24 protein-coding genes are annotated in these 23,859 nt (G+C 63.9%); 15 read left to right on the plus strand and 9 right to left on the minus strand.

Annotated elements, in window-relative coordinates; all coding sequences use genetic code 11:
* Positions 1 to 587 precede the first annotated feature (587 nt).
* Together KVX96_RS13245 and KVX96_RS13250 are read left to right on the plus strand one after the other, a co-directional pair.
* Positions 588 to 2,048: an NAD-dependent succinate-semialdehyde dehydrogenase gene (locus KVX96_RS13245; protein WP_261194985.1), complete on the plus strand. Its 1,461-nt coding sequence runs from the start codon at positions 588 to 590 to the stop codon at positions 2,046 to 2,048.
* Positions 2,048 to 2,821, plus strand: coding sequence for an HpcH/HpaI aldolase family protein (locus KVX96_RS13250; RefSeq protein WP_261194986.1), 774 nt, complete (start codon positions 2,048 to 2,050; stop codon positions 2,819 to 2,821). The genes KVX96_RS13245 and KVX96_RS13250 overlap by 1 nt, the downstream gene beginning before the upstream one ends.
* Before the next feature lie 46 nt (positions 2,822 to 2,867).
* Here the strand turns inward: KVX96_RS13250 and KVX96_RS13255 are convergent, their stop codons facing one another.
* Both KVX96_RS13255 and thyX read right to left on the minus strand, forming a co-directional pair.
* Positions 2,868 to 4,559, minus strand: coding sequence for an autotransporter outer membrane beta-barrel domain-containing protein (locus KVX96_RS13255; RefSeq protein ID WP_261194987.1), 1,692 nt, complete (start codon positions 4,557 to 4,559; stop codon positions 2,868 to 2,870).
* A 582-nt stretch (positions 4,560 to 5,141) separates the two neighbouring features.
* Entirely contained in the window at positions 5,142 to 6,047 is a 906-nt protein-coding gene (gene thyX, locus KVX96_RS13260; RefSeq protein WP_261194988.1) for an FAD-dependent thymidylate synthase, read from the minus strand.
* A gap of 207 nt (positions 6,048 to 6,254) precedes the next feature.
* On the opposite strand from thyX, the gene KVX96_RS13265 reads away from it, so the two are divergent.
* Genes KVX96_RS13265 through KVX96_RS13285 form a run of 5 tightly spaced genes read left to right on the plus strand, consistent with a single transcriptional unit; the run spans position 6,255 to position 10,668 of the window.
* Entirely contained in the window at positions 6,255 to 7,181 is a 927-nt protein-coding gene (locus tag KVX96_RS13265; protein WP_261194989.1) for a hypothetical protein, read from the plus strand.
* Between the two features lies 1 nt (position 7,182).
* Positions 7,183 to 8,541, plus strand: a complete 1,359-nt coding sequence (locus tag KVX96_RS13270; RefSeq protein ID WP_261194990.1) for a surface lipoprotein assembly modifier — start codon at positions 7,183 to 7,185, stop codon at positions 8,539 to 8,541.
* A gap of 13 nt (positions 8,542 to 8,554) precedes the next feature.
* A complete protein-coding gene (locus KVX96_RS13275) occupies positions 8,555 to 9,430 on the plus strand; it encodes a DUF817 domain-containing protein (protein ID WP_261194991.1) in 876 nt (291 codons plus the stop codon).
* A gap of 48 nt (positions 9,431 to 9,478) precedes the next feature.
* Positions 9,479 to 9,907, plus strand: coding sequence for a VOC family protein (locus tag KVX96_RS13280; RefSeq protein WP_261194992.1), 429 nt, complete (start codon positions 9,479 to 9,481; stop codon positions 9,905 to 9,907).
* On the plus strand, positions 9,901 to 10,668 hold the full coding sequence (locus KVX96_RS13285; protein WP_261194993.1) for a DUF1194 domain-containing protein: 768 nt from the start codon (positions 9,901 to 9,903) through the stop codon (positions 10,666 to 10,668). The genes KVX96_RS13280 and KVX96_RS13285 overlap by 7 nt, the downstream gene beginning before the upstream one ends.
* Before the next feature lie 6 nt (positions 10,669 to 10,674).
* Here KVX96_RS13285 and KVX96_RS13290 read toward each other — a convergent pair whose 3' ends face one another.
* The 3 genes from KVX96_RS13290 to KVX96_RS13300 form a co-directional block, all read right to left on the minus strand.
* On the minus strand, positions 10,675 to 11,172 hold the full coding sequence (locus KVX96_RS13290) for a MarR family winged helix-turn-helix transcriptional regulator (protein ID WP_261194994.1): 498 nt from the start codon (positions 11,170 to 11,172) through the stop codon (positions 10,675 to 10,677).
* A 93-nt stretch (positions 11,173 to 11,265) separates the two neighbouring features.
* Positions 11,266 to 11,538 (minus strand): succinate dehydrogenase assembly factor 2, encoded by a 273-nt coding sequence (locus tag KVX96_RS13295; RefSeq protein WP_261194996.1) that lies wholly within the window; start codon positions 11,536 to 11,538, stop codon positions 11,266 to 11,268.
* Positions 11,538 to 11,954 carry a multiprotein-bridging factor 1 family protein gene (locus tag KVX96_RS13300; protein ID WP_261194997.1) on the minus strand — a complete coding sequence of 139 codons (417 nt, stop codon included), beginning with the start codon at positions 11,952 to 11,954 and terminating at the stop codon, positions 11,538 to 11,540. Before KVX96_RS13300 ends, KVX96_RS13295 begins: the two co-directional genes overlap by 1 nt.
* A gap of 88 nt (positions 11,955 to 12,042) precedes the next feature.
* On the opposite strand from KVX96_RS13300, the gene KVX96_RS13305 reads away from it, so the two are divergent.
* On the plus strand, positions 12,043 to 13,245 hold the full coding sequence (locus KVX96_RS13305) for a pyridoxal phosphate-dependent aminotransferase (protein ID WP_261194998.1): 1,203 nt from the start codon (positions 12,043 to 12,045) through the stop codon (positions 13,243 to 13,245).
* Between the two features lie 15 nt (positions 13,246 to 13,260).
* On the plus strand, positions 13,261 to 13,668 hold the full coding sequence (locus tag KVX96_RS13310; protein ID WP_261194999.1) for a hypothetical protein: 408 nt from the start codon (positions 13,261 to 13,263) through the stop codon (positions 13,666 to 13,668).
* A gap of 131 nt (positions 13,669 to 13,799) precedes the next feature.
* On the opposite strand, the gene KVX96_RS13315 is transcribed toward KVX96_RS13310, so the two are convergent.
* On the minus strand, positions 13,800 to 15,143 hold the full coding sequence (locus KVX96_RS13315; protein ID WP_261195000.1) for an MATE family efflux transporter: 1,344 nt from the start codon (positions 15,141 to 15,143) through the stop codon (positions 13,800 to 13,802).
* A gap of 126 nt (positions 15,144 to 15,269) precedes the next feature.
* Positions 15,270 to 16,235: a polyphosphate kinase 2 gene (ppk2, locus tag KVX96_RS13320; protein ID WP_261195001.1), complete on the minus strand. Its 966-nt coding sequence runs from the start codon at positions 16,233 to 16,235 to the stop codon at positions 15,270 to 15,272.
* A gap of 724 nt (positions 16,236 to 16,959) precedes the next feature.
* On the opposite strand from ppk2, the gene KVX96_RS13325 reads away from it, so the two are divergent.
* Together KVX96_RS13325 and KVX96_RS13330 are read left to right on the plus strand one after the other, a co-directional pair.
* A complete protein-coding gene (locus tag KVX96_RS13325) occupies positions 16,960 to 17,154 on the plus strand; it encodes a hypothetical protein (protein WP_261195002.1) in 195 nt (64 codons plus the stop codon).
* A gap of 96 nt (positions 17,155 to 17,250) precedes the next feature.
* Positions 17,251 to 17,580: a TfoX/Sxy family protein gene (locus KVX96_RS13330; RefSeq protein ID WP_261195003.1), complete on the plus strand. Its 330-nt coding sequence runs from the start codon at positions 17,251 to 17,253 to the stop codon at positions 17,578 to 17,580.
* A gap of 5 nt (positions 17,581 to 17,585) precedes the next feature.
* On the opposite strand, the gene KVX96_RS13335 is transcribed toward KVX96_RS13330, so the two are convergent.
* Both KVX96_RS13335 and parA read right to left on the minus strand, forming a co-directional pair.
* The gene (locus KVX96_RS13335) at positions 17,586 to 18,338 is read right to left on the minus strand and encodes an SDR family NAD(P)-dependent oxidoreductase (RefSeq protein WP_261195004.1); all 753 of its coding nucleotides are present in this window, start codon (positions 18,336 to 18,338) and stop codon (positions 17,586 to 17,588) included.
* Between the two features lie 63 nt (positions 18,339 to 18,401).
* The gene (gene parA / locus KVX96_RS13340; RefSeq protein ID WP_261195005.1) at positions 18,402 to 19,034 is read right to left on the minus strand and encodes a ParA family partition ATPase; all 633 of its coding nucleotides are present in this window, start codon (positions 19,032 to 19,034) and stop codon (positions 18,402 to 18,404) included.
* A 222-nt stretch (positions 19,035 to 19,256) separates the two neighbouring features.
* Here parA and KVX96_RS13345 point away from each other — a divergent pair, with 222 nt between their 5' ends.
* The 4 genes from KVX96_RS13345 to KVX96_RS13360 all read left to right on the plus strand — a co-directional run bounded on the left by KVX96_RS13345 (position 19,257) and on the right by KVX96_RS13360 (position 23,855).
* On the plus strand, positions 19,257 to 19,841 hold the full coding sequence (locus KVX96_RS13345) for an ANTAR domain-containing response regulator (protein ID WP_261195458.1): 585 nt from the start codon (positions 19,257 to 19,259) through the stop codon (positions 19,839 to 19,841).
* The gene (locus tag KVX96_RS13350) at positions 19,838 to 21,007 is read left to right on the plus strand and encodes an ABC transporter substrate-binding protein (protein WP_261195007.1); all 1,170 of its coding nucleotides are present in this window, start codon (positions 19,838 to 19,840) and stop codon (positions 21,005 to 21,007) included. Before KVX96_RS13345 ends, KVX96_RS13350 begins: the two co-directional genes overlap by 4 nt.
* Before the next feature lie 319 nt (positions 21,008 to 21,326).
* Complete coding sequence (locus KVX96_RS13355) at positions 21,327 to 22,655, plus strand: CmpA/NrtA family ABC transporter substrate-binding protein (protein WP_409977126.1); 1,329 nt, start codon at positions 21,327 to 21,329, stop codon at positions 22,653 to 22,655.
* 117 nt (positions 22,656 to 22,772) lie between these two features.
* The gene (locus KVX96_RS13360) at positions 22,773 to 23,855 is read left to right on the plus strand and encodes an ABC transporter permease (protein ID WP_261195010.1); all 1,083 of its coding nucleotides are present in this window, start codon (positions 22,773 to 22,775) and stop codon (positions 23,853 to 23,855) included.
* The last annotated feature ends 4 nt before the right edge of the window (positions 23,856 to 23,859 follow it).

Here is a 23,859-nt window from a genome sequence, read left to right on the forward strand (position 1 = left end):
TCTCGGGGCGTCCGGCGGCTCCGAACATGGTTGCGAAAGGCCCTCTCCTCCTCCCTGGGCCTTGCGTGAACCGCGGCAGCCCCCCTCCTCCTCCCTGGGGCTGCCGCACAAGTTTCCGGGGGCCTCGTGCTCCCACCGGTATGCGGCAGGCCCTCTCCTCCTCCCTAGGCCTGCGAGCATGTCAGCGATGGCGCCCTCCTCCTCCCTGGCGCTATCGCACCAAATTCCGGGGCTTTCACCCCGACATGGTTACGCGGCCTCCTTCCTCCTCCCTGAGGCCACGTGAACCGAGCGGCGGCGTCTCCTCCTCCCTGACGCCGCCGCTCCAAAAAAATAGGGCCACTGCGGCCCGCAAGGTTACGCGAGGCTCCTCCTCCTCCCTTTGGGCCCGCGTGATAACGAACGGCGATGCCCCCTCCTCCTCCCTGGGCATCGCCGTTTTTTTCTGCCCGATCGCCAGATGCATCCGTCCAGCCGCGCCGCTCTGCAGGCGGCGTCTGGCGCTGGACGCGGCGCGGGCCGCGCGCTACCCCTTGTGCAAACATGCCTGCAGCGCCTGCGCGCGCCGCCCAGAAAGGGAAGATACCATGAGCCTCAGCCTGTCCGATCCGAGCCTGCTGCGCGAAGCCGCCTGCGTGGGCGGCACCTGGATTGCCGCCGAAGGGCGCGACGCGACCGAGGTCCGCAACCCCTCCACCGGCGCGCTGATCGGCAAGATGCCCGAGCTGACGCAGGCCGAGGTGAGCACCGCCATCGAGGCCGCGCAGGCCGCCCAGAAGGCCTGGGCCGCGCGCACCGCGCTGGAGCGCGCCGACATCCTGATGGAATGGTTCCGCCTGATGATGGCCAACCAGGAGGATCTGGGCCGCATCCTGACCGCCGAACAGGGTAAGCCGCTGGCCGAGGCCAAGGGCGAGATCGCCTATGGCGCGAGCTTCATTCGCTGGTTCGCCGAGGAAGCCCGCCGCATGTATGGCGAGATCATCCCCGGCCACCAGCCCGACAAGCGCCTTCTGGTGATGCGCCAGCCCATCGGCGTGGTGGCAGCGATCACGCCGTGGAACTTCCCCAACGCGATGATCACCCGCAAGGCTGGCCCCGCGCTCGCCGCGGGCTGCGCCATGGTGCTGAAACCCGCCGAACAGACGCCCTTCTCTGCCGTGGCACTGGCCATTCTGGCCGAAAGGGCCGGGATCCCGGCCGGGCTCTTCTCCGTTGTCACCGGCGATGGCCCGACCGTGGGCAAGGTGATGACGGACAGCCCCGTGGTGCGCAAGCTCACCTTCACCGGCTCCACCGAAGTGGGCGCGATCCTCTATGCGCAATGCGCACCGACGATCAAGAAGCTGGGGCTGGAGCTGGGTGGCAACGCGCCCTTCATCGTCTTTGACGACGCCGATGTGGACTCTGCCGTGGAAGGCGCGGTGATCGCGAAATTCCGCAACAATGGCCAGACCTGCGTTTGCGCCAACCGCATTTACGTGCAGGCCGGCGTCTATGACGCTTTCGCCGAGAAGCTCGCCGCCAAGATTGCCACCCTGAAAACCGGCGACGGCTTCGAGGAAGGCGTCACCTTCGGCCCGCTCATCGATGAGGACGGGCTGGCCAAGGTGGAAGACCACGTGGAAGACGCCAAATCCAAGGGCGCGCAGGTGATCCTTGGCGGCGCGCGTCATGAAAAGGGCGGCACCTTCTATCAGCCGACGATCCTCACCGGGGTCACCAGTGCGATGAAGGTGACGACCGAGGAAACCTTCGGCCCCGTCGCCCCCCTGTTCCGGTTTGAGAGCGAAGAGGAGGTCATCAAGGCGGCCAATGACACCGAATTCGGCCTCGCCTCCTACATCTACGCGCGTGACGTGGCGCGGATCTTCCGCGTGTCCGAAGCGCTGGACTACGGGATGGTGGGCGTGAACACCGGGCTTGTCTCCACCACCGAAGCGCCCTTTGGCGGGGTCAAATCCTCGGGCCTCGGGCGCGAAGGCAGCCGCCACGGGCTCGATGATTTCACGGAGATCAAATACGTCTGCCTCGGCGGGATCGCCTGATGGGCGCGCCGGTGAATGCCTTCAAGGCCCGGCTGGCGGCAGGGGAACGGCAGATCGGCTGCTGGCTGAGCCTTGCCAACCCCTATTCGGCCGAGCTGATGGCCGCCACCGGCTTTGATTGCCTCGTCATCGACGGCGAGCACGCGCCCAACGATCTGCGCACCACATTGGCGCAGCTTCAGGCGCTCGCGGGCACCGGGGTGGAGCCCGTTGTCCGCCTCACGGCGGGCGAGCCGTGGATGATCAAGATGGCGCTCGACATCGGCGCGCAATCGCTGCTGATCCCGATGGTGGACACCGCCGAACAGGCCCGCGCCCTCGTCGCCGCCACGCGGTTTCCGCCCGAGGGCATCCGCGGTGTCGGCTATGCGGTGGCCCGGACGGCAGGTTTCGGGGGCAACCCCAGCTATGGGCAGACCGCCAACCGCGAGATCTGCCTTTTCGTGCAGGTCGAAAGCCGCGAAGGCCTCGCCAATCTCGATGCGATTTTAGCGGTGGAAGGGGTGGACGGCGTATTCATCGGCCCCGCCGATCTGGCCGCGAGCCTTGGGCACCTCGGCAATGGCACCCATCCCGAGGTCACGGGCGCGATCGACGATGCCATCACCCGCATCGCGGCCAGCGGCAAGACGCCGGGGATCATCTGCTTCGATCTGGAACGCGCCGCGCATTACCTGCAGCTTGGTGCCCGTTTCGTGGCGGTGGGGGCGGATATGGCGATCCTCGCCAGCGCCGCCCGCAGCCTTTCTGCGAAAGCGAAAGCGTTGCCATAAAAAGGGGGGCCGGCAGCCCCCCTTCCTGCAGCAGACTCCTGCCAGGTCAGAAGCGCATGCGCAGCCCGGCCGTCAGGGCGTGCTGATCCGAATTTCCGGAGAAGCGGCCTTCGTAGTTGGCAAAGAGATGGCTGGTGCTGTTCAGGACGACCCCGCCTTCGATAACCACTTCCAGCCGGTTCTGATCGATGTTCTCGATGGTGGCGAAGGAGGCCCCGCCGTTCAGCGGCACCGTCTGGAAGGTATTGCTGAAGCTGCGCGCTCCGGCGATTTCAACCGATCCGAAATAGAGGTTGTCGCCCCGCGTCCGGCTGGTGGCAACACGCAGGCCGAGCCGCCCGTAGCCGCTGTCTTCGTCAAAGCTGGCCACGGTCGCGCCGCCGTTGGACTCCACGTAACCGTCCACCTCGTATTTCTCCCAGCCAAGTGCGGCGAAGGGGATCAACTGGTAAGACCCATCGTGAACGCCCGGATTCGTCATCCGCTTCGGCATCCGGCGGCCCACTTCAATTTCGGCCTGGTAGGATTTCCCATCGGTCTTGCCCACGAAGCTCGAGCCACCCGCAACGCGGGTGTTCTCGTAGTCATAGGTGCCGAACTGCAGATCCGCGATCCCGTAGAAGCCCGCGCGGTTCTCATAGACGGCGTAGAGCTCCAGCATGTAGTTGCGCGTATCCAGCGAGGAATCCGTGCCGGAAAGATCGGTGTTGAAATTGTTGTAGGCCACCGAGGCACCGTAGCGCAGCATGGAGACCTCGCCCTCGCCAAGCACGTCGCTCGACAGGGATCGCGTGTGATCGACGCCGATCAGAATGCCACCGCCCGAGTAATCCAGCTCGGCACTGGCACCAAACCCGTCGTAGTCACCGCTGTACCCGGTGACCTGCGCATAGCCCCGGAAACCTTCGATGCCCAGCATGTCATCAAAGACCTGTGCGTTCGAAGACACGTCGATGGAGCCCCCCGTCGGGTAGTAGGTGTCGGACGCAAGCGCCATGCGCCGGGTGGCGCTGTGATGCGTGCGCGAAATCACAGAGGCCGTGTCCCGATACTGGTTCAGCGGCAGGGTCAGCCCGCCCGTCCCAACAGCGGAGACAAACACGCAGGAGGAGACGGCTTCGGCAAAAGCGATCGCGGAGTCACCGCCAGCCCGCAGAAAATCCAGGTCCCCGACACATCCGTTGGGCGTTGAAAAGGCAAGCTGGATGTAATCGGCATCCGTGGTGCCGACGCCGCTTGTCGATCCCAGAGGTGTCACGACAAAGCTCGACCCGTCCTGCACGAATGCGTCTGTGTCGCTGGAACCGAGAGCAAAGTCGCCGTTGACGTCCACGATGTCGGCGTTGACGATGGAGACGAGCGTCACATTGGCGGCGTTCAGGTCAGCCGAAATCGAGCCGAACGTCAGCGCGGCATCACCGATATCCCGGTCTTCATCCGTCACCAGAACGAAGGTTGTCGTGGCGCCCGAGGTCAGCGTGAAGTTGTTCAGAACATAGTCGATAGCAGCATAGCCATCCTCGAAGCCACCTGACAACACTAGGTTCCCCGTGGCTGTTCCAAAGTCCGCGGCACTGCCCAGATCGCCGCCGCCCACCGGCAGGGTGCGGCCGAAGTTGCCCGAGCCGCCGCCGCCGTAGCCAGCCAGGCCGTAGTTTCGGTTCACGACCCCTGCCGCCGCAAGATCGGCATCAAGCGCTGTGACGAAACCGGGAAGGAACGCATGTTCGCCTCCCATCGATCCGGACTCGTCAACGATGAAGACAACGTCAGCCGATTGCGCGAAAGCAGTCGATCCGATGCAGATCGCGCCTGTCGTAATTTGACAAATTTTCAAGAGTGCCGTGCCACGCATAGGGAACCTCGTGAGAACTGGTGGTATTCGTTGAATTCAATACCCCAATCGTAACACCCCAAGCTGACGCTAGGTCAATAAACTGCGCCACGCGCGCCAAAACGCGGATGCCCTGTGGCAAATCCCCACCACAACCCCTTATTTCATTGAGTCTGATACGTTTTCCCAAGGCCGGCGAACGCCCGACTACACTGTTAACGAAAGGTTAACGCTATCAGGATCAATCCTGAAATGCATTCCATTTTGGAATACCTGAATGCGGTGCCCTTCCCGCACAGCGCGCCAAGACGCTTGAGTCTTGCCGCCACAGGGCCGCCGCCGGCCAATCGAATGGCCAGGCTTGGCAGGAACCAAAAACGATTGATCAAAGCCCGAACAAAGGCCCGCAGCCACGGCGAAACAGGCGCAGACCGCACCCGGCGGCCTGCGTTTCGACCTCATCACCCCGGGGGTGCCAAACGCCGATTACTTCAGGAGCGCCTCGAACTCGCGCCACTCGCCCTTGCTCATGCCCGAGCTTTCCTGCGTCACGGGCTCACCCGCGAGCATCCGGCGCAGCGCGTCCAGCGCCTTGGCCGAAAGCGTCGCCCCGCCCATGCGGTAGTCCTCGAAGGCGGCATAGGCGAAGGGCACCCAATCGGCCACGACCTTGCAGATCTCCTCGGCATAGACGCGGATCTCGTATTGCGCATGGGCATCGGCGCGCAGGCGCAGAAAGTGGAAGAGGTTGTGGAGATCCACCTTCCAGTACCATTGCGTGTAAATGTTGGCCGGCAGGTTCATGCGGGCAAGCTCCCGCGCCAGCCCCTGCTGGCCCTCCTGCCCGATCATCTCCTCGTAGTGATCATAGCAGCGCGCCGCGTCGCCCTTGAGAAACTCCAGCACCCGCGCGGCCTCTTCGCCCGAAAGCGCTTCGCCCCGGCCCTGATTGTTGATCACCGATTGCGCGGCGAGTTGTTCGGGCTGCGGAATGTAGAACTCGCGGTCCAGAATGGAGTAGCGCGCGGAGTATTCGTTCACATTGGCGGTGCGGTGACGGATCCACTGGCGCGCCACGAAGACGGGCAGTTTCACGTGCAGCTTGATCTCGCACATCTCGAACGGTGTTGAGTGCCAGTGCCGCATCAGGTAGCGGATCAGCCCCTCGTCGTTGGAGACCGATTTCGTGCCCTTGCCATAAGAGACCCGCGCCGCCTGCGTGATCGCGTTGTCGTCGCCCATATAATCGATCACCCGGATGAAGCCGTGATCGAGCACAGGGTAAGCGGTGTAGAGATGGGCCTCCATGCCGTCGGAAACAGCGCGCAACGTCTGGCGCGGCGTGGCGCGCAGGGCGTCGATTTCTTCCTGTTGCTCGGGCGTCAGCGGCATCGGGGGCTCCTCAAGGGTGGTGACTCGTGTGGCACTATATCTGGCGGGAGCAGGCAGGGAAACCACAGGATGAGGTGGCACCACCAGAGGGTGAATTTGCCACAGACGAAAGGCGATTGCGAACCTTTGGCACGCGGGCGTTGACTTGCGCAACTCAGCCTCAATACTCCTTGGCCAACGAGGCAGCAGTCAAAAAAGATAAAAGACATGGCACATTACAGGGCAAACCTGATCCTTGCCACCGCATGCGTGGCATTGGCCGCCTGCTCTGGCGGCACCGCAGACACCGACAGTCCCGACGACACCTTCACCGGAGAAGGCTTCCTACTGGCCGGTACGGAAGAGGCCTTCGCGGGCCAAAGCATCCTGCGCTACGATGGCGACGCGGAAGTATCCACCGTCAGCTACAACGCCGCCGCCGATACGTTCTTCGTCGACAACCTGCCCTTTGACGGTGATGGCGTCTACGATCGCGACGATGTCGTGGCCTCGCTCAACGGCTTCAACGTCTACGAGAACAACAACCTCACCGAACGCCGTGCCTACAAAGCGCTTCACGGCCAAAGCACCTCGGGCCAAACAAGCGTGTCCATCATCCGCACCGGCAGCTACGCCGGGTATGGTTTTGGCGGTTTCGTCTACGCCCGCAACGGCCGCGTTCAGCTACCAAGCACAGGTCAGGCCACCTTCACCGGCCAATATGCCGGCACACGCGTGTTCGACGGCCGCGCCGGGCAGCAATACACGACCGGCACTGCCGTGCTTGAAGTGGATTTCTCCGATTTCGCGGCCACAAACGCCGTGGAAGGCGCGATCTTCAACCGCCAGGTCTTCGACACCAACGGCAATCCTGTTGCCTTGCTGGAAAGCGATGGTGTGACCACTTACACCTTGCCGACGCTCGTGCTGGCCACCGGTTCGATCACCAACGCCGGCGAAATTGTCGGCGAGGTCGCCAGCGAACGCGCACCGACAGGCAGCACGACGACCTCAACTTTTGAAAGCGGCAGCTACTACGCCGTGATCGCAGGTGACAACGCCGAGGAAATCGCAGGTGTGATCGTGGTGACCTCCACCGAGCCGGAAACCAGCGATGGCGTGCTCGAAACCGGCGGTTTCTTCGTCTACGACTGACATGGCCCGCCGCGCGCCTCTCCTCGCCGCGCTGGCCTTCTGGCTTTGCGCGGCCCTGCCCGTTTCGGCGCAGACATTGCGCGTGGATGCCGAAGACGGCCCCCGCGCGGCTTTCACCCTGCTGTTCAACGGCTACCCGCAGGCCGCAGCGGAGCTTTCGCGCGCCTTGATCCAGCGCGATCCGGGCGATCTAGAAGCGCATCTTGCACTATCGCGGGCGGAGCGGGTGCTGGGAAATTTCGACAGGGCCACCGAGGCCGGCAAGGCGGCCTGGGCGCTCGCCGAGACCGGAGAGGAGCGCTTTGCCGCCGCGCTTGTCACGGCGCAGGCGCTTTCGTCGGATGGCAAACGCACCCGCGCGATGCTCTGGCTGCGCCGCGCCGCGCAGGAAGCCCCCGATGAGGCGCGCAAGGCGCAGGCGATGCGCGATTTCCGCTACGTGCGCGGGCGCAACCCCTTCGCCACCAAGCTCTCCTTCACCTCGCGCCCCTCTTCCAACATCAACAATGGCTCCAAATCCGACACGCTGATCATCGACGGCCTGCCCTTCGTGATCAGCGGCGACGCCCGCGCGCTCTCGGGGCTTGAAGTCGTGCTCGGCGGCAGCACCGCTTACACCAAGCGGGTGTCCGAAAACCGCCTGCTGCGCTTCGGTGTGCGGTTTGAAACGCGGCACTATGCGCTCTCCTCCGACGCACAGAAACAGGCGCCGGATCAGTCGGCCTCCGATTTCAGCTATAGCGAGATCGAATTCACCCTCGGCGCCACCCAGCTGCGCGATCCGCGCCTCGGCATCACCGATCTGAGCCTCGATGCGGGCCGGGCGTGGTATGGCGGCAGCCCGCTCGCCAATTTCTTCCGCGGCACGGTGGAGCACCGCCAGCGGCTCGGCCAAAGCGTGACGGGCACCTATTCCGTCTCGCTCACGCGCCAGTTGCGGCTCGACAGCAGCACGCAGGATTCCACCGACATCTTCGCGCTTGGCACATGGGCCATGACGCAAGCGAGCGGCGGCGTACTGGGCTGGAGCCTAGGCGCGCGTGACATGCATTCGGACTCCGCAGCCATCGCCCATAATGCGCTTCTTGCCGGGATCAGCTACCAGCCCGAGGCCGAGATCTTCGGCACCCGCAGCGTCATCGCGCTGGATCTGGAGCGGCGCGATTACGACAAGCCGCTTTTCGGCACCATGCGCGAGGATACGAAAACCCGCCTCGGCGTGACCTTCTTTCTGAACGGCATGGAGTATTATGGCTTCGCGCCCACGCTCAACATGTCCTATACCCGCACCAAATCGAATATCTCGCTCTACGACACCGAGGAAATCGGCGTGAACCTCGGGCTGAGATCCACGTTCTGAGTGCAAGGGCCCCATGGCGACAGACCTTCATGCAGCATTCGACGCCCGCCTGAGCACGCCCCTGCGCGCACGCCTGCCGCGCGGGCTGGCCGAGCCGCTGATCTTCGGGCTGAAATTCCTCTGGGCGGCGCTTTTCGGCATCCTCTTTCTGATCGCTTTGGTGGTGACACAAGCGATCTGGCAGCCGGACTGGTGGGTCAGCCGTTATGATGCGCTGCTGATCTACGCGCTCACGGTGCAGGGGCTGATGCTTTGGCTAAAGTTGGAAAGCTGGGAAGAGGCCAAGGTGATCTTCCTCTTTCACCTGACCGGCACGGTGATGGAGATCTTCAAAGTGAATGCGGGCAGCTGGAGCTATCCGCAACCTGCCGTGGTGCAGATCCTCGGCGTGCCACTGTTTTCGGGCTTCATGTATGCCTCTGTCGGCTCCACCATCGCGCGGCTGTTTCGCCTGTTTCGCGTCCAGCTGGCCCCCTACCCACCCTTTTGGGCCACGGTGCTGCTGGCCACTGCCATCTACGTGAATTTCTTCGCCCATCACTTCATCTGGGATTCCCGCTACCTGCTTTTTGCCGCCACGGTGCTGCTTTTTGCCCGCACCCGGATGTGGTTTTTCACCTCCAATCACGCCCATTGGGTGCCGCTGCCCGTGGCCATCCTCACCTGCAGCTTCGCGCTCTGGGTGGCCGAGAACATCGGCACTTGGAGCGAGACCTGGGTCTACACCGGGCAACGCCCCTGGCAGATGGTGTCGCTGCACAAGATGGGCAGCTGGTACCTGCTGCTCTATGTCTCTTTCGTGACGGTCACGCTGGTCTACCGCGATCTGCTGCGGCCGGAAAAACTGCGCAAGGATGGGGTTACGGGTTTTCTTGAACCCGCGGAGTGACTAGCTGTTGAGCGTCACCGAACCAAATCCGCAAACAGGGAGCCCCCGATGGGTATCAAATATCTGCACACCATGGTGCGCGTGAAGGATCTGGAGGCCTCGATGGCCTTCTACAAGCTGCTCGGCCTCGAAGAAACCCGCCGCCACGACAGCGAAGGCGGGCGTTTTTCGCTGATTTTCATGGCGCCTCCGGGCCAGCCGGACTGCCCGGTGGAGCTGACCTACAACTGGGATGGCGACGATGAGCTGCCGTCTGACAGCCGCCATTTCGGCCACCTTGCCTATGAGGTGGACGACATCTACGCCACCTGCCAGCACCTGCAGGACAACGGCGTGCTGATCAACCGCCCGCCGCGCGATGGCCGCATGGCCTTCGTGCGCTCGCCGGACAATGTCTCGGTAGAGCTGCTGCAGAAGGGCGAGGCGCTCGCCCCGGCGGAGCCTTGGTCAAGCATGGAAAACACCGGCCATTGGTAAGGCGTTCGCGCCTCTTTGCCCCGGCCGCCATGGCCGGGGCGCTTCTTCTGGCCAGCTTGTGGCAGTGGCCCGCGCAGGCGCAGACCGGCGGCTGCCGTCAGGCGCTGGTGCTGGGGCTCGATGTTTCGGGCTCTGTTGATGCCAGCGAATACGCCATCCAGCGCCGCGGGCTTGCGAATGCCCTGCGCCACCGCGAGGTGCGCGCCGCCCTCCTGCAACTGCCCGATCTGCCTGTCGCCCTCATGGTCTTTGAGTGGAGCGGCGCTGGCCAGCACGCGGACATCACGGGCTGGCACCTGATGAAATCCGACGCCGCGATCGACTCCGTCGCCGCCATGCTGGAAGACATCGACACGCGCCCCACCCCGGCCCCGACAGCTATCGGCAGTGCGATCCTCTACGCGGTGGACGCATTCAGCGAAGTCTCCGCCTGCCTGCACCGCACGCTCGATCTGTCCGGCGATGGCAAAAGCAACGATGGCCCTCTGATCACCGACGCACACGCAGCCGCCGAACGCGCCGGCGTCACGATCAATGGCCTTGTGATCGGCGGTGACACCGCGACCGCCCGCGACGACCGCGCCGCCCAGATCGGCGAGCTTGTGGCCTACTACCAGCACAGCGTGATCCTTGGGCCCGGTGCTTTTGTGGAGGCCGCGCTCGGATTTGAGGATTTCGAGCGCGCCATGAAGCGCAAACTGTTGCGCGAGCTCGATGGCTTCGTCTTTGGGGCCGCGCCCCAGCCAAAAGAACGCCCCTAGAACAGCTCAGTAAATGTAGCGGATCTGCTCGCTCCAGTAGCGCTCCACCCGGCGCAAGGAGACGTTGATATCCTCGATCCCATCCGCTCCCAGAACCCCGCGCGATTGCAGCCCGTCCGCATGGCGGGCAAAAAGCTCTGCCACCACATCGCGGATCCGGCGGCCCTTCTCCGTCAGCCGCACCCGCACGCTGCGGCGATCCACCTCGCAGCGCTGATGGTGCATATAGCCCATCTCGACAAGCTTCTTCAGATTGTAGGAGACATTGGAGCCCTGGTAATAGCCTCGGCTCTTCAGCTCCCCGGCCGTGACCTCATTATCACCGATGTTGAACAGCAGAAGCGCCTGCACCGGGTTGATCTCAAGGATCCCGACGCGCTCAAACTCATCCTTGATCACATCCAGCAGCAGGCGGTGCAGCCGCTCCACTAGCGCCAGCGCCTCAAGATAGCCCGAGATGAACCCCGTATTGCCGGGGATCGACACCGAATTGTGCATCGTCATCCTATTCTCCGCCTTGTTCTTTCCAGCAGAGAATCGGGGGGAAAGCCGAAGATCCGGTTAATCCGCGAAAAAAGCGCACCAAATGCGCGCTGATCAGCCCTCGCCGCGGGCGTGGCGCGCGATCACGGTGAGCAGATCAAGGTATTCCGGCGGCGTCGGGGCCTGCCCGGTGACCCACGACAGCAGATCCTGATCGTTCTCCGCCAGCAGCCGATCATAAAGCAGCAGCTCCGCCTCGCCGAGCGCGGCCAGCCGGCTGTCGGCGAAGGGGCCAAGGATCACGTCCATTTCCTTCATACCGCGCCGCCAGGAGCGCATCGTCATGCGTTTCAGCCGGGCGTCCGGCGTTTCCTGAACCACCCCCATCAGCCCTGCGCCTTCAACGCGCTGCGCAGGCGCTTTTCCAGCATCGCCAGCTTTTCAGCCGAGCGGCTCATCTCGCTTTTCAGCTGCCGCAGATCCGACAGCAGATCGGAGACCTCGCCGGGCAGTTCAACCTCGTCCACAGGGCCACTCAGCCCTTCGCCCTCGCCGGTCAGCATCCAGCGCATAGAGACATTCAGGATGCCCGAAAGCATCTGCAGCTTGTTGGCGCGCGGCTCTTGCAGATCTTCCTCCCAGACGCGGATCGTCTTGAGCTTCACGCCCAGCCGCTTGGCCAGCTCGCCCTGGCTCATGCCCATGGCCTCGCGCGCCCCGGCAAGGCGATCGCCAAAAGTGGCGGCCTCGGCGCTGAACCAGCTGTCATCCGTCTCGGCGCTTTGGTCGGTGGTCTCGCTCATCTGGGCTCCTTTCGCCGAAATGGCGGCTTGATCGGTCTGCGCGCGCACCCTAAGACATGGCTCCGGCAGATACAAACCGGAGGCCGCCATGTCTTTCCTTTCCGCGACACTAGACCGCGTGAAACCCTCGCCCACCATCGCCGTGACGACAAAGGCGGCGGAGCTGAAGGCCGCGGGCGCCGACATCATCGCGCTTGGCGCGGGCGAGCCGGATTTCGACACGCCGAACAACATCAAGGCCGCCGCGAAAGCCGCCATCGACGCAGGGAAAACGAAATACACCGCGCCCGATGGTATCCCGGAGCTGAAAGCCGCGATCTGTGCCAAATTCGCGCGCGACAACGGGCTGACCTACACGCCCAAGCAGATCTCGGTCTCCACCGGCGGCAAGCAGGTGCTTTACAATGCGCTCATGGCCACGCTGAATGCGGGCGACGAGGTGATCATCCCCGCCCCCTACTGGGTCAGCTACCCCGATATGGTGCTGCTCGCCGGTGGCACGCCGGTGGTGGTGGAAGCCGGTATGGACACGGCGTTCAAGATGACGCCCGCGCAGCTTGAAGCCGCGATCACGCCGAAAACGAAATGGCTGATCTTCAACTCGCCCTCGAACCCCACGGGCGCAGGCTATAGCCGCGCGGAGCTGAAAGCGCTCACCGATGTGCTGATGCGCCACCCGCAGGTCTGGGTGATGAGCGACGACATGTACGAACATCTCACCTTCGACGGGTTCGACTTCTGCACGCCTGCGCAGGTGGAGCCGGGGCTTTACGAGCGCACGCTCACGGTCAATGGCGTCTCCAAGGCCTATGCGATGACGGGCTGGCGCATCGGCTATGCGGGGGGGCCGGAGCATCTGATCGCGGCCATGCGCAAGATCCAGAGCCAGTCCACCTCCAACCCCTGCTCGGTGAGCCAATGGGCCGCCGTTGAGGCACTGAACGGTCCGCAGGGTTTCCTCGCGCCCAACGCCGAGCTGTTCCGCCGCCGCCGCGATCTGGTGGTGGAGATGCTGAACGCCGCAAAAGGTATCGAATGCCCGGTGCCGGAAGGGGCGTTCTACGTCTATCCCTCCATCGCGGGCTGCATCGGCAAGGTCAGCGCGGGCGGGACAAAGATCGAAACCGATGAGGATTTCGCCACCGCCCTGCTGGAGGAAACCGGCGTGGCCGTCGTCTTCGGCGCCGCCTTCGGGCTTTCACCCAACTTCCGCGTCAGCTACGCTACCTCGGACGCGGCGCTGGCGGAAGCCTGCCGTCGCATCCAGGATTTCTGCAAGGGATTGCGTTGAGTTAAGGGGTTTTGCATGGCGGCCGAACTGCCAGAATACTATTTCCGGATCCGGGAGAACGGCGCGACCGTCTTCCGGGTCGACACGGAAAACCGGCAGCGCCGGATCGAGATGGACCAGATCGCCATGGCCAACGTCAAGAACGGCCAAATCAAACCCCATGGCGACCGGGAGCTCTCGCAGAAAGACATGCAGGTCATCCAGGAATGGATCGACGCCCGCCGCGCCCTGCTGGCCAAACGCGACATCGACGACATCCTGCGCGCGGTGGATTACCTCAACACCACCACCCACTGGGTGCAGAGCAAGGCCACGGATGACGATCTGGAGGCAGTGACGGACGCGCTTCTGCTGGCCATGCATGATCTGCGCTCGGTCCTCGTGCGCAAAAAGGCCGACCGCCTGATGAGCGGCAAGGGCTAGGTGCCAAAAGAAGGGGGCTCTGCCCCCGCCGCCTTCGGCGCCTCCCCCGAGATATTTTCAGAACAAAGTGGGGCCCCATCTTCTGGCCAAAAATATCCCGGAGCGCGAGGCAGAGCCTCGCAAGACGTCTTTTAGGCCGACGCAGGCGCTTCGGCCCCAAGGGCAGGCACCGTCCAGAGCCAGAAGCGCGCCAGAAGCAGCACGGCCGCGGAGGCAAGGCCAAGCACCAGCCCGTACCAGACTCCGTGGACGCCGTAGCCCAGCGTGAAACCGATCACATAGCTTGCGGGCATGCCGACACCCCAGTAGCTGAAGGCCGCAATGAGCATCGGGGCTCGGGTGTCCTTGACGCCGCGCAGAAGCCCCAGCCCCACGGCCTGCGCCCCATCCACAAGTTGGAAGAAGCCGGAAATGATCAGAAGCGCGCTGGCCAGCGGGATGATCACGCCGCGATCGGGGTTGTCGGGCGCGAGGAAAAGCCCTGTGATCACTTCGGGCACGGTGAAGAACACCACCACAGTGGCCGAGGCAAAGAGCATCGACATGCCCAGCACCACCCGTGCGCCGCGTTTGAGATCCTCCACTTCGCCACGGCCAAGAGCGCGCCCCGCGCGCACGGTGGCGGCGTTCGACAGCCCCAGATGCACGAGGAAGGTGGCCGACGAGACCTGCAGCGCGATCCCATGGGCGGCGACTTCCATTGTCCCGATCCAGCCCACAAGCACGGCCGCCCCGGCAAAAAGGCCCACCTCGGCGAGCAGGGTTACACTGATCGGCCAGCCCAGCAGGAAGACGCGCTTCATCGCCTCGCCATCAGGTTTCCAGAAGCGCTGGAACAGCCGGTAGATTTTGAGCGCGGGCGCCATGCTGGCATAGGCGGCAAACATCGCGAGCGTGGCCCCATTGGCGATCACCGAGGCCAGCGCGGCCCCTTTCACGCCCATCTCGGGCGCGCCGAAATTGCCGAAGATCAGCACCCAGTTCAGCAGCCCGTTCAGCACAGCCCCGGCGATGGACACCCAAAGGATGATCTGCGTGCGCTCAAGCCCCGACAGGAAGCTCTTGAGCGCCATCACCAAAAGCGCAGGCAGCACGCCGAAGCCTGCAATCCGCATGTAATCGCGCGCGTCCGAGGCCAGTTGCTCGCCCTGCCCCAGCGAGGACAGCAGCGCGCCGGAGTTCCAGAACAGCGGCAGCACCAGCAGGCTGTAAGCAATCGACAGCCACATCCCCATGCGCGTGGCGCGGCGCACCTCGGTTTCATCTCCTGCCTCGCCGGCCTCCGCCACCATGGGCATCACGGCAAGCGCGAAGCCCGAGCCAAAGATATAGATCACGAAGAAAAGCGAAGAGCCCAGCACCACGGCGGCCAGTTCCTCGACCCCGTACCAGCCCATCATCACCGTATCGGTGACCCCGATGGCGAATTGCGCAAGATGCGAGCCGATCAGCGGCAGGCCGAGCGTCAGAATCATCTTGATGTGCTGAAAAACCGGGCGAACTTGAGACATGGCCCAGCCTTAGGCGCTTTGCTCAGTCCCGGCAAGGCTTGGCAAGCGCTTGCAGGGGCGCGGTTTTTACGCCCCTGCCGGTATCGCGCCTCAGGCGCCGCCGCGGCGCTGGTCGGGGTGCAGCGAGGTGCCGAGAATGTGGTCCGAGCCATGCACCACATGGCCCGCATGGCCGACGATCAGCGGATCGGGCAGCTTCGCGATCTCGGGATCCTTGTCGGGGTAATCGACGGTGGACAGGAAATGGCGCATGCAATTCAGCCGCGCGCGTTTCTTGTCGTTGGATTTCACGATGGTCCAGGGCGCATCCGCCGTATCGGTGTAGAAGAACATCGCCTCCTTGGCCTCGGTGTAATCATCCCATTTCGACAGCGACGCCTTGTCGATCGGTGAGAGCTTCCAGCGTTTCAGCGGGTCGGTTTCGCGGGCTTCGAAACGCTTCTTCTGCTCGTCCTGCGTGACGGAGAACCAGTATTTGTGCAGGCGGATGCCGGAGCGCACCAGCATGCGCTCGAACTCCGGGGCCTGGCGCATGAATTCGAGATAGTCGTTTGGAGAACAGAAGTTCATCACCCGCTCGACGCCAGCCCGGTTGTACCAGCTTCGATCGTAGAAGACCATTTCACCGGCCGTGGGCAGGTGCTGCACGTAACGCTGGAAGTACCATTGCCCGCGCTCTTCGTCGGTGGGTTTGTTCAGCGCCACGATGCGGGCCTGCCGGGGGTTCAGGTGCTCCATGAACCGCTTGATCGTGCCGCCCTTGCCGGCCGCATCGCGCCCCTCAAACAGGAGCACGAACTTCTGCCCTGTCTCCTGTGCCCAGAGCTGCACCTTCAGGAGTTCGGCCTGAAGCTGCGCCTTTTCCGCCTCATAGGTGCTGCGGGCCATGCGGCGACTGTAGGGGTAGGCTCCGCTCTCAAAGGCGATGCGCACGCGTTCAGGCAGGGGTTTGGTGGCGCCGTTCAGCGGCTTCTTTTCAGCAGCTCCTTCCGGGACAATTTCTGTGGCTTTCTCTGTGGCGGCAGGGGTCGTTGCGGTCGTTTCCAGCACGGTCATCTCGGCTCCTTTTCGCTTCTGGTTCGCTCTTGGGATCGCGGTCAGACAAACCCGTAAAGGGCGCGCGCCGCCATGACCTGAGTCAAGCCATTCGCAAAAACTTCATGAAAACCGGTTTCAGGGATGAGGGCTGCGGGGTTGCCCGAAACCAAATCTGCCGCTACTGTCGAGCATGGTGATGATTTTGGGCAAGGAGTGAGTGACCAACCCCAAGTTGGATGAACGGCAATCCCCATATGGCGTTCGTCTGAGTCTGATCACCGGTTTTTTTCCGAAACGTCTTATCCCCAGCGTGGAAAAATACCTGTTCAATCACCAAGGCGGGGGCCGCTGCCCGGCGGTCCCCGTCCATTTGTCTGGCCATTTGTTTAGGGCCATTTCCGCACCGCCATTTTCTGGAAAACGCCTGTTTCCGCGGGCTTGCTTTGGCTATGGCCCACCCGCCTGCCCCGGCGCCTATCCGTATGGGCAGGCGCACATCCAGCCCTCTTAAGGCTTTGTCAAGGAAGCAGGCACAGCCAGAGCCTTTGCGCCAGAAACACCGCTGAAAGGTCACAATGGCAGCATCGGGGGCCCACAATCGCTTGCGATCCTGAGGATGCCCGGCCACTGCGCCGTGTGTGTAACAAGTGTTCAGTTAATGAGTGCCGGGCCCCGTGGCCTGCCGCGAGGCCCGGATCCACCCGCCCAAGCCCGTTAAGGGCCCGGGAGAAGGAGACAAAAGATGCAAGAGCCCCAGATCCGCCCGCACAGCCGTCCGGCGCATGAAGGCCTGCCGCTTTCGGCCATCAGCCGCACCCTGCGCGCCGCTCCGCAACCGGCCGCGCCGAAACCCCGCAAACCCGGCAGCACGACGCCACCGCAGCGGCGCAGACTTGCCCCCGCGGCCTACCGCTTCACCGATTGGGCCAGCATCTGACGCACCTTGGGGCCCGCGAAACTATCGGTTTCCCTTCGCCAGCATCGGCGGGCTATCCTGCGGCCAGACAGCCGATACTCAGTCAGGAGCCATGCCGTGCCGCGCCCCGTTTCCAGCATCCGCAACCTTGGCCCGGCCTCGGATGAAAGCTTCGCGCGTGCCGGAATTACCTCGGCCGAAGAGCTGATCGAGATGGGGCCGGATGAGGCCTATAAGAGGCTTCTCAAAGCGGGCTCGCGCCCGCATTTCATCGGCTACTACGCCATGGTGATGGGGCTGCAGGGCCGCCCGTGGAACGATTGCAAGGGCAAGGAGAAAGTGGCCCTGCGCGCGCGGTTTGACGCGATCAAATCCGCTGCCGGCCCCAATCCGATGGCGGGAATTGAGCAGATCCTGAACGAGATCGGCACCGGCACGCGGCGCTAAGGCCGTTAGGTGCGCAAAGCCGGCAGGCCGACGCCCGTGCTTTCAAAACCCCCATCCGCCGCCAGCACCTGCCCGGTGATGTAGCTCGCTTTCTCCGAACACAGAAACACGATGGCCTGCGCGATCTCCTCTTCGCTGCCGTAGCGATTGAGCGGGATCGCGTCGTGATAGGCATCGATGATCTCCTGGCTGTGCACGGCCATGGCGAGCTTCGTGCGCACCGGGCCGGGGCAGACGCAATTGGCGCGCACGCCGTGTTCGCCCAGCTCAGCAGCCTGTTGCTTGGTCAGTTGGATGACGGCGGCCTTCGAGGTGCCATAGGCCACCCGCAGCGTGGAGGCGCGCAGGCCCGAGATGGAGCCGATGTTCACGATGGCGCCTTTGCGCGCGATCAACGCCGGGGCGGCGGCCTGCGAACAAAGGAAAACGCCGTCCAGATTGGTGGCCATCACGCGCCGCCACATGGTGAAATCGCACTCCGCAATGGGGCCGAACTCGGCCACGCCCGCGTTGTTCACCAGCGCATCCACGCCACCGGCCCAGCCCAGCACCGCCTCCATCATCTGCGCGACCTGCGCCGGGTCCGAGACGTCCTTCTCAACGGCCAGCACGCTCTCGCCCAGGGGAGCAGCTGCCGCGCTGAGTTCGGGCCCGTCGCGATCCACCATGGCAACGCGCCAGCCCTCGCTCAAGAAAAGCCGCGTGGTGGCCAGTCCGATTCCACGGGCCGCCCCGGTGACGATGGCGCAGTTTTGCATGTCTCTCTCCTTCTCCTGTGCCCTTTTTGGCAGATGGCGCAAGGAGAAGGCAAAGGCGAAACCTCAGACGCGGGCGAGAACCTCATCGGCCAGCGCGGCAATCTCCAGCGCCGCCGGGCCCTTGCGGCCCTTCTCGCTGACGCCCAGCCCCTCGCCGAGCGCTTCGGCAAAGACAACGCGGTTGCCGATCACGGTGTCGGCCTTCTCGCCCTGCAGCTCCGCCACTTTCTGCGCCACTTCGGCGGTGAGCCTTGCGCGGGCTGCGGCGCGGTTCATCACGAAAAGCACCGGTTTGTCTTCCCGCGCGGCGAGTTCCATCAGGCCCTCGGTCGCCCAGAGATCCACCTGGCTCGTGGCGATCGGCACGATCACCAGATCCGACACCCGCAGCGCGGGCCGCAGATCGGCATCGATCTTGGGCGGAGTATCGACGATCACCACGTCATGGCTGCCCGAAAGCTTGCCCACCTCGTAAGACACACCCCAGGCCGAGGCGGTGCCGAAGCTTAAGCCCTCATCCTCGCCGCGGGCCTCAAAGCGCGCCATGAACCAGCGCCCGAGCGAGCCCTGAGGATCGGTGTCCAGCACCGCCACGCGCATCCCGCGCTCGCGGAAGGTGATGGCGAGGTTCGCGGCAAGGGTCGTTTTGCCGGATCCGCCCTTTTGCTGGGCCACTGTCAGTACAATTCCGCTCATGGGCGCTCTCCTTCGTGCCGACTCAACACCGGCTTATGCTGCAATTGCAAACAAAACCTGCACACCAGCCCCGCGACGAAGCCACGCGCCCCTTCGCGCACCGCCGCACCACTGGGCGAAGCGCCCAAAAAACAGGCGGCGCAAAAGATGCCGCACCCAAGCCCCGCGCCCGCCCGCGCGCGCGGGATGGAAGGCCCCGCCGCCCTGCCCTACATCCCGCTTGTGAGCACCAAGTTACGCATAACCGTCGTCGACGCAGATCCTGAGCGCGCCCATATGATCGTGGACGGGCTCTGCGAGGCTGGCGATTTCGATGTCACCGTGCTGGGCGATGAAACCGGCCTTGCCCGCAAGCTCGCGCAGCTCGCGCCCGACGTGGTGCTGATCGATCTCGCCAACCCCAGCCGCGACACGCTGGAGCAGCTTTCCGTGGCCAGCGGTGCCAATTCCCGCCCCGTCGCGATGTTCGTGGACCGCTCCGACCCCGACATGACCCGCGCCGCGATTCAGGCCGGGCTTTCGGCCTACGTGGTCGACGGGCTGAAGAAAGAGCGCATTAAGCCCGTGATCGACGCCGCCATCACGCGCTTTCACATGCTGTCCCAGATGCGCAGCGAGTTGAACGCCGCCAAGGCCGCGCTGGCCGAGCGCAAGACGATCGAGCGGGCCAAAGGGCTGCTGATCCAGGCGCGCGGCATCACCGAGGATCAGGCTTATGCGCTCCTGCGCAAGACGGCGATGGATCAGGGCAAGAAGGTCGGCGAGGTGGCGCAGGCGCTCGTGACGGCCGCGGAGCTTCTGAAATGAAGCCGCGGCTCACAGCCGGGTTCATCCCGCTGGTGGATTGCGCACCGCTCGTGGTGGCCCATGAACTCGGCTTTGCCGAGCGCGAGGGCTTCCAGCTTGATCTGGTGAAACAGCCCTCATGGTCCGCGATCCGCGACATGCTCGCGCTCGGCCATATCGAGGCCGCGCATATGCTCTCCCCCATGCCGGTGGCGATGTCGCTCGGGCTGGGCGGGCTGGCGGCGCGGGTGGACGTGCTTATGGTCCTGTCCGCAAACGGAAATTCCATGGGCGTCACCCCGGCCATCGCTGAGCGGATGCGCGCCAATGGCTGGAGCGGCGATTTCAACGCGCCCTTTGAGACAGGCAAGCACCTGATCGAGGCAACCGGCGGCGAGATCCGCCTTGGCGTGCCCTTTCCCTTCTCCATGCATGCGGAGCTCTTTTACCACTGGCTCGGCGCGCTCGGCATTTCCTCGGGCGAAGCGCTTGATGTGCGCACCATCCCGCCGCCGCGCATGGCCGAGGCCATCGGCGCGGGCGAGATCGACGCCTTCTGCGTGGGCGAGCCTTGGGGCTCGCTCGCCGTGGAAACAGGCGTGGCTGAACTGGTGCTTCCCGGAAGCGCCATCTGGGCCTTCGCGCCGGAAAAAGTGCTCGCCGTGCGCCATGAGTGGTGCGAGGAGAACCCTGATCTCACCCGCCGCCTGATGCGCGCGGTGCACGCCGCCAGCCGCTGGCTTGGGGAGGCCGAGAACCGGATGGTGGCTTCCGAGCTGCTGGCGCGCTCCGATTACCTTGACCTCTCCGACAGCATCATCGACCGCGCCCTGACCTGGACGATCCAGCCACGCATGGGCCAGTTGGGGCAGCACGTGGAGAACTTCCAGCGCTTCCACGGCGGTGCAGCCACCTTTCCGTGGCGCTCACAAGGCGCGTGGATCGCGACCCATATCGCCGCCCGCGCAGGGCTTTCCCGTGAAGAGGCGCTGGAGGTGGCCCGCGGCTGTTTCCGCAGCGACCTCTACCGCGCCAACCTCACCGGCACCGGTGCGGATATGCCCGGCGCGTCCGAAAAGCTGGAAGGCGCCCTGCCCCGCGCCACGCCCGTCGCCTCGGTGCGCGGTGAGATGATTCTGGGGCCCGACGCCTTCTTTGACGGTCAGGTTTTCGACTTCGGCACCTGAAGCGCGCTCAAAAAACGGGCAACGAGAGAATACCTCCAAGTAACACGCCGATGACATCGGCCCGCCCTCGCCGCACCGCAGCAAACCCTGCTACATAATCTTCAGTCGCGCAGGGCAAGGGCGTCCTGCAGAGCGATACCCAAAGACACTGGGAATACCTGAGCAATGCCGCTCGATCTGTCTCCCCCTCCTCCCTGGGGCGCTGGACAGTTCGCGCGGCATTTTTTTTTGCCCCTTCCTCCCAAGGGGCGATGTGAAACGAGAGGACGCACGCAATATGAAACGCGCTATCAGCACAGCCGTCGCCGCCAGCCTTGCCATGGCCGCGCCCGCCACGGCCGAAATGCTCGACGTCGAGAAAGACGAGCTGACCTTCGGCTTCATCAAGCTGACCGACATGGCCCCGCTGGCCGTCGCCTATGAAAACGGCTACTTCGAGGACGAAGGCCTCTTCGTGACGCTCGAAGCCCAGGCCAACTGGAAAGTGCTACTGGACGGCGTGATCGACGGTCAACTCGACGGCGCGCATATGCTCGCAGGCCAGCCGCTCGCCGCCACCATCGGCTTTGGCACCGAAGCCCATATCATCACCCCCTTCTCCATGGATCTGAACGGCAACGGCATCACCGTTTCCAACGAGATCTGGGACAAGATGAAGCCCCATGTCGCCAAGATGGACGACGGCCGCCCGCAGCACCCGATCTCTGCTTCCGCGCTGAAACCGGTGGTCGAGGAATATGCCGCCGAGGGCAAGCCCTTCAACATGGGCATGGTCTTCCCCGTCTCCACCCACAACTACGAGCTGCGCTACTGGCTCGCCGCCGGTGGCCTGCACCCGGGCTTCTACTCGGCCGAGAACATCACCGGCCAAATCGGCGCCGATGTGCTGCTCTCCGTGACCCCGCCGCCGCAGATGCCCGCCACGATGGAAGCCGGCACGATCTACGGCTACTGCGTGGGTGAGCCGTGGAACCAGCAGGCCGTGTTCAAAGGCATCGGCGTGCCGGTGATCACCGACTACGAACTCTGGAAGAACAACCCCGAGAAGGTCTTCGGCATCACCGCCGAGTTCGCCGAGGAATACCCGAACACCACCGTTGCCATCACCAAAGCCCTGATCCGCGCCGCGATCTGGCTGGATGAGAACGACAACGCCAACCGCCCCGAAGCGGTGGAGATCCTGAGCCGCTCCGAATATGTGGGCGCGGATTACGAGGTGATCGCCAACTCCATGACGGGCACGTTCGAGTATGAAAAGGGCGACAAGCGCGAAGTGCCGGACTTCAACGTCTTCTTCCGCTACAACGCCACCTACCCCTTCTACTCCGACGCCGTCTGGTACCTGACCCAGATGCGCCGCTGGGGCCAGATCACCGAAGCCAAGCCCGACAGCTGGTTCGATGAGGTCGCCAAATCCGTCTACAAGCCGGAGATATACCTCGAAGCCGCCCGTCACCTCGTGGAAGAAGGCCTCGCCAATGAAGCCGATTTCCCCTGGGACAGCGATGGCTACAAGGCCCCGACCCCGGCTGCCGACATCATCGACGGCATCCCCTACGACGGCAAAGCCCCCAACGCCTACCTCGACAGCCTGCCGATCGGCCTGAAGGGTGAGCAGACGGTCGTCGGCAACGAGGTCCAGGGCTAAGCCCCCCTCCTTCGGGCGCGCTTCACACACTCCCCGGCGCGCCCCTTTCTCCTCCTGCTTCAGGCAGGAGGGGAGCCCCAGCAGAAACCAGCCCCACGCCAGCAAAGGAGACGGACCATGGCAACCGTCGATCCAGACTTTTCCGCCGCCGAGGCCAAAGAAGCCCGCCGCGCCCGCCTCTTCACCCGCATCAACAAGGCCGACGCCTGGTTCAAGGTGCTGGGCCTCTCGTTCATCACCCCGATCCTGAAAGCGATCGCCGGCGACAACCCCCGCGCCCAGATGAAAGAAATCTGGATGCTGCTCGGCGTGCCGCTGATGTCGATCCTGATCTTCCTGATGGTCTGGGCCAACCTCGCCCCGAAAGTGCAGACATCGCTCGGCGCCATCCCCGGCCCGTCGCAGGTCTGGGAGCAGGTGATCAACCTGCATGAGGACGCGCAGCGCACCAGCGCCAAACGCGATGCTTTCTACGAGCGTCAGGAAGAGCGCAACGCCAAGCTTGAAGCGGAAGGCAAATCCGACAAGGTCAAATGGCGCACTTTCACCGGCAAGCCGACCTATTACGACCAGATCTGGACCTCGATCAAAACCGTCTTTTTCGGCTTCCTGCTGGCCACCATCGTCGCCGTGCCACTGGGCATCGCCGCGGGCCTTTCGCCGGTCGCCAATGCCGCGATCAACCCGATGATCCAGATCTTCAAGCCGGTGTCCCCGCTCGCCTGGCTGCCGATCGTGACGATGGTTGTCTCCGCGCTCTACACCACCAATGACGGGCTCTTCACCAAGAGCTTCCTGAACTCCGCCATCACCGTGACGCTCTGCTCGCTCTGGCCGACGCTGATCAACACCGCCCTTGGCGTGGCCTCCATCGACAAGGATCTTGTGAACGTTTCCAAGGTCTTGAAGATGAACACCTACACCAAGATCACCAAGCTCGTACTGCCCTCTGCCCTGCCGCTGATCTTCACCGGTCTGCGTCTGTCGCTCGGTGTGGGCTGGATGGTGCTGATCGCCGCCGAGATGCTGGCGCAGAACCCGGGCCTTGGCAAATTCGTCTGGGACGAGTTCCAGAACGGCTCCAGCCAGTCGCTCGCCAAGATCATGGTGGCCGTCTTCACCATCGGCATCATCGGCTTCCTGCTGGACCGCCTGATGTACGCCATCCAGTCCATGTTCACCTTCTCCAACAACCGGTGATCGA

The organism is Pseudoruegeria sp. SHC-113 (assembly GCF_025376885.1).
GTDB lineage: Bacteria > Pseudomonadota > Alphaproteobacteria > Rhodobacterales > Rhodobacteraceae > Pseudoruegeria.

Bases quoted from the DNA above. Each gene is read 5' to 3' on its own strand.
- KVX96_RS13360 (WP_261195010.1), top strand. From the start codon at position 22,773: ATGGCAACCGTCGATCCAGACTTTTCCGCCGCCGAGGCCAAAGAAGCC.
- KVX96_RS13245 (WP_261194985.1), top strand. From the start codon at position 588: ATGAGCCTCAGCCTGTCCGATCCGAGCCTGCTGCGCGAAGCCGCCTGC.
- KVX96_RS13355 (WP_409977126.1), top strand. From the start codon at position 21,327: ATGGCCGCGCCCGCCACGGCCGAAATGCTCGACGTCGAGAAAGACGAG.
- KVX96_RS13335 (WP_261195004.1), bottom strand. From the start codon at position 18,338: ATGCAAAACTGCGCCATCGTCACCGGGGCGGCCCGTGGAATCGGACTG.
- KVX96_RS13315 (WP_261195000.1), bottom strand. From the start codon at position 15,143: ATGATTCTGACGCTCGGCCTGCCGCTGATCGGCTCGCATCTTGCGCAA.
- parA (WP_261195005.1), bottom strand. From the start codon at position 19,034: ATGAGCGGAATTGTACTGACAGTGGCCCAGCAAAAGGGCGGATCCGGC.
- KVX96_RS13325 (WP_261195002.1), top strand. From the start codon at position 16,960: ATGCAAGAGCCCCAGATCCGCCCGCACAGCCGTCCGGCGCATGAAGGC.
- KVX96_RS13270 (WP_261194990.1), top strand. From the start codon at position 7,183: ATGGCCCGCCGCGCGCCTCTCCTCGCCGCGCTGGCCTTCTGGCTTTGC.
- KVX96_RS13305 (WP_261194998.1), top strand. From the start codon at position 12,043: ATGTCTTTCCTTTCCGCGACACTAGACCGCGTGAAACCCTCGCCCACC.
- KVX96_RS13295 (WP_261194996.1), bottom strand. From the start codon at position 11,538: ATGGGGGTGGTTCAGGAAACGCCGGACGCCCGGCTGAAACGCATGACG.
- KVX96_RS13300 (WP_261194997.1), bottom strand. From the start codon at position 11,954: ATGAGCGAGACCACCGACCAAAGCGCCGAGACGGATGACAGCTGGTTC.
- KVX96_RS13255 (WP_261194987.1), bottom strand. From the start codon at position 4,559: ATGGGAGGCGAACATGCGTTCCTTCCCGGTTTCGTCACAGCGCTTGAT.
- KVX96_RS13265 (WP_261194989.1), top strand. From the start codon at position 6,255: ATGGCACATTACAGGGCAAACCTGATCCTTGCCACCGCATGCGTGGCA.
- KVX96_RS13290 (WP_261194994.1), bottom strand. From the start codon at position 11,172: ATGACGATGCACAATTCGGTGTCGATCCCCGGCAATACGGGGTTCATC.
- KVX96_RS13275 (WP_261194991.1), top strand. From the start codon at position 8,555: ATGGCGACAGACCTTCATGCAGCATTCGACGCCCGCCTGAGCACGCCC.
- KVX96_RS13280 (WP_261194992.1), top strand. From the start codon at position 9,479: ATGGGTATCAAATATCTGCACACCATGGTGCGCGTGAAGGATCTGGAG.
- ppk2 (WP_261195001.1), bottom strand. From the start codon at position 16,235: ATGACCGTGCTGGAAACGACCGCAACGACCCCTGCCGCCACAGAGAAA.
- KVX96_RS13350 (WP_261195007.1), top strand. From the start codon at position 19,838: ATGAAGCCGCGGCTCACAGCCGGGTTCATCCCGCTGGTGGATTGCGCA.
- KVX96_RS13250 (WP_261194986.1), top strand. From the start codon at position 2,048: ATGGGCGCGCCGGTGAATGCCTTCAAGGCCCGGCTGGCGGCAGGGGAA.
- thyX (WP_261194988.1), bottom strand. From the start codon at position 6,047: ATGCCGCTGACGCCCGAGCAACAGGAAGAAATCGACGCCCTGCGCGCC.
- KVX96_RS13310 (WP_261194999.1), top strand. From the start codon at position 13,261: ATGGCGGCCGAACTGCCAGAATACTATTTCCGGATCCGGGAGAACGGC.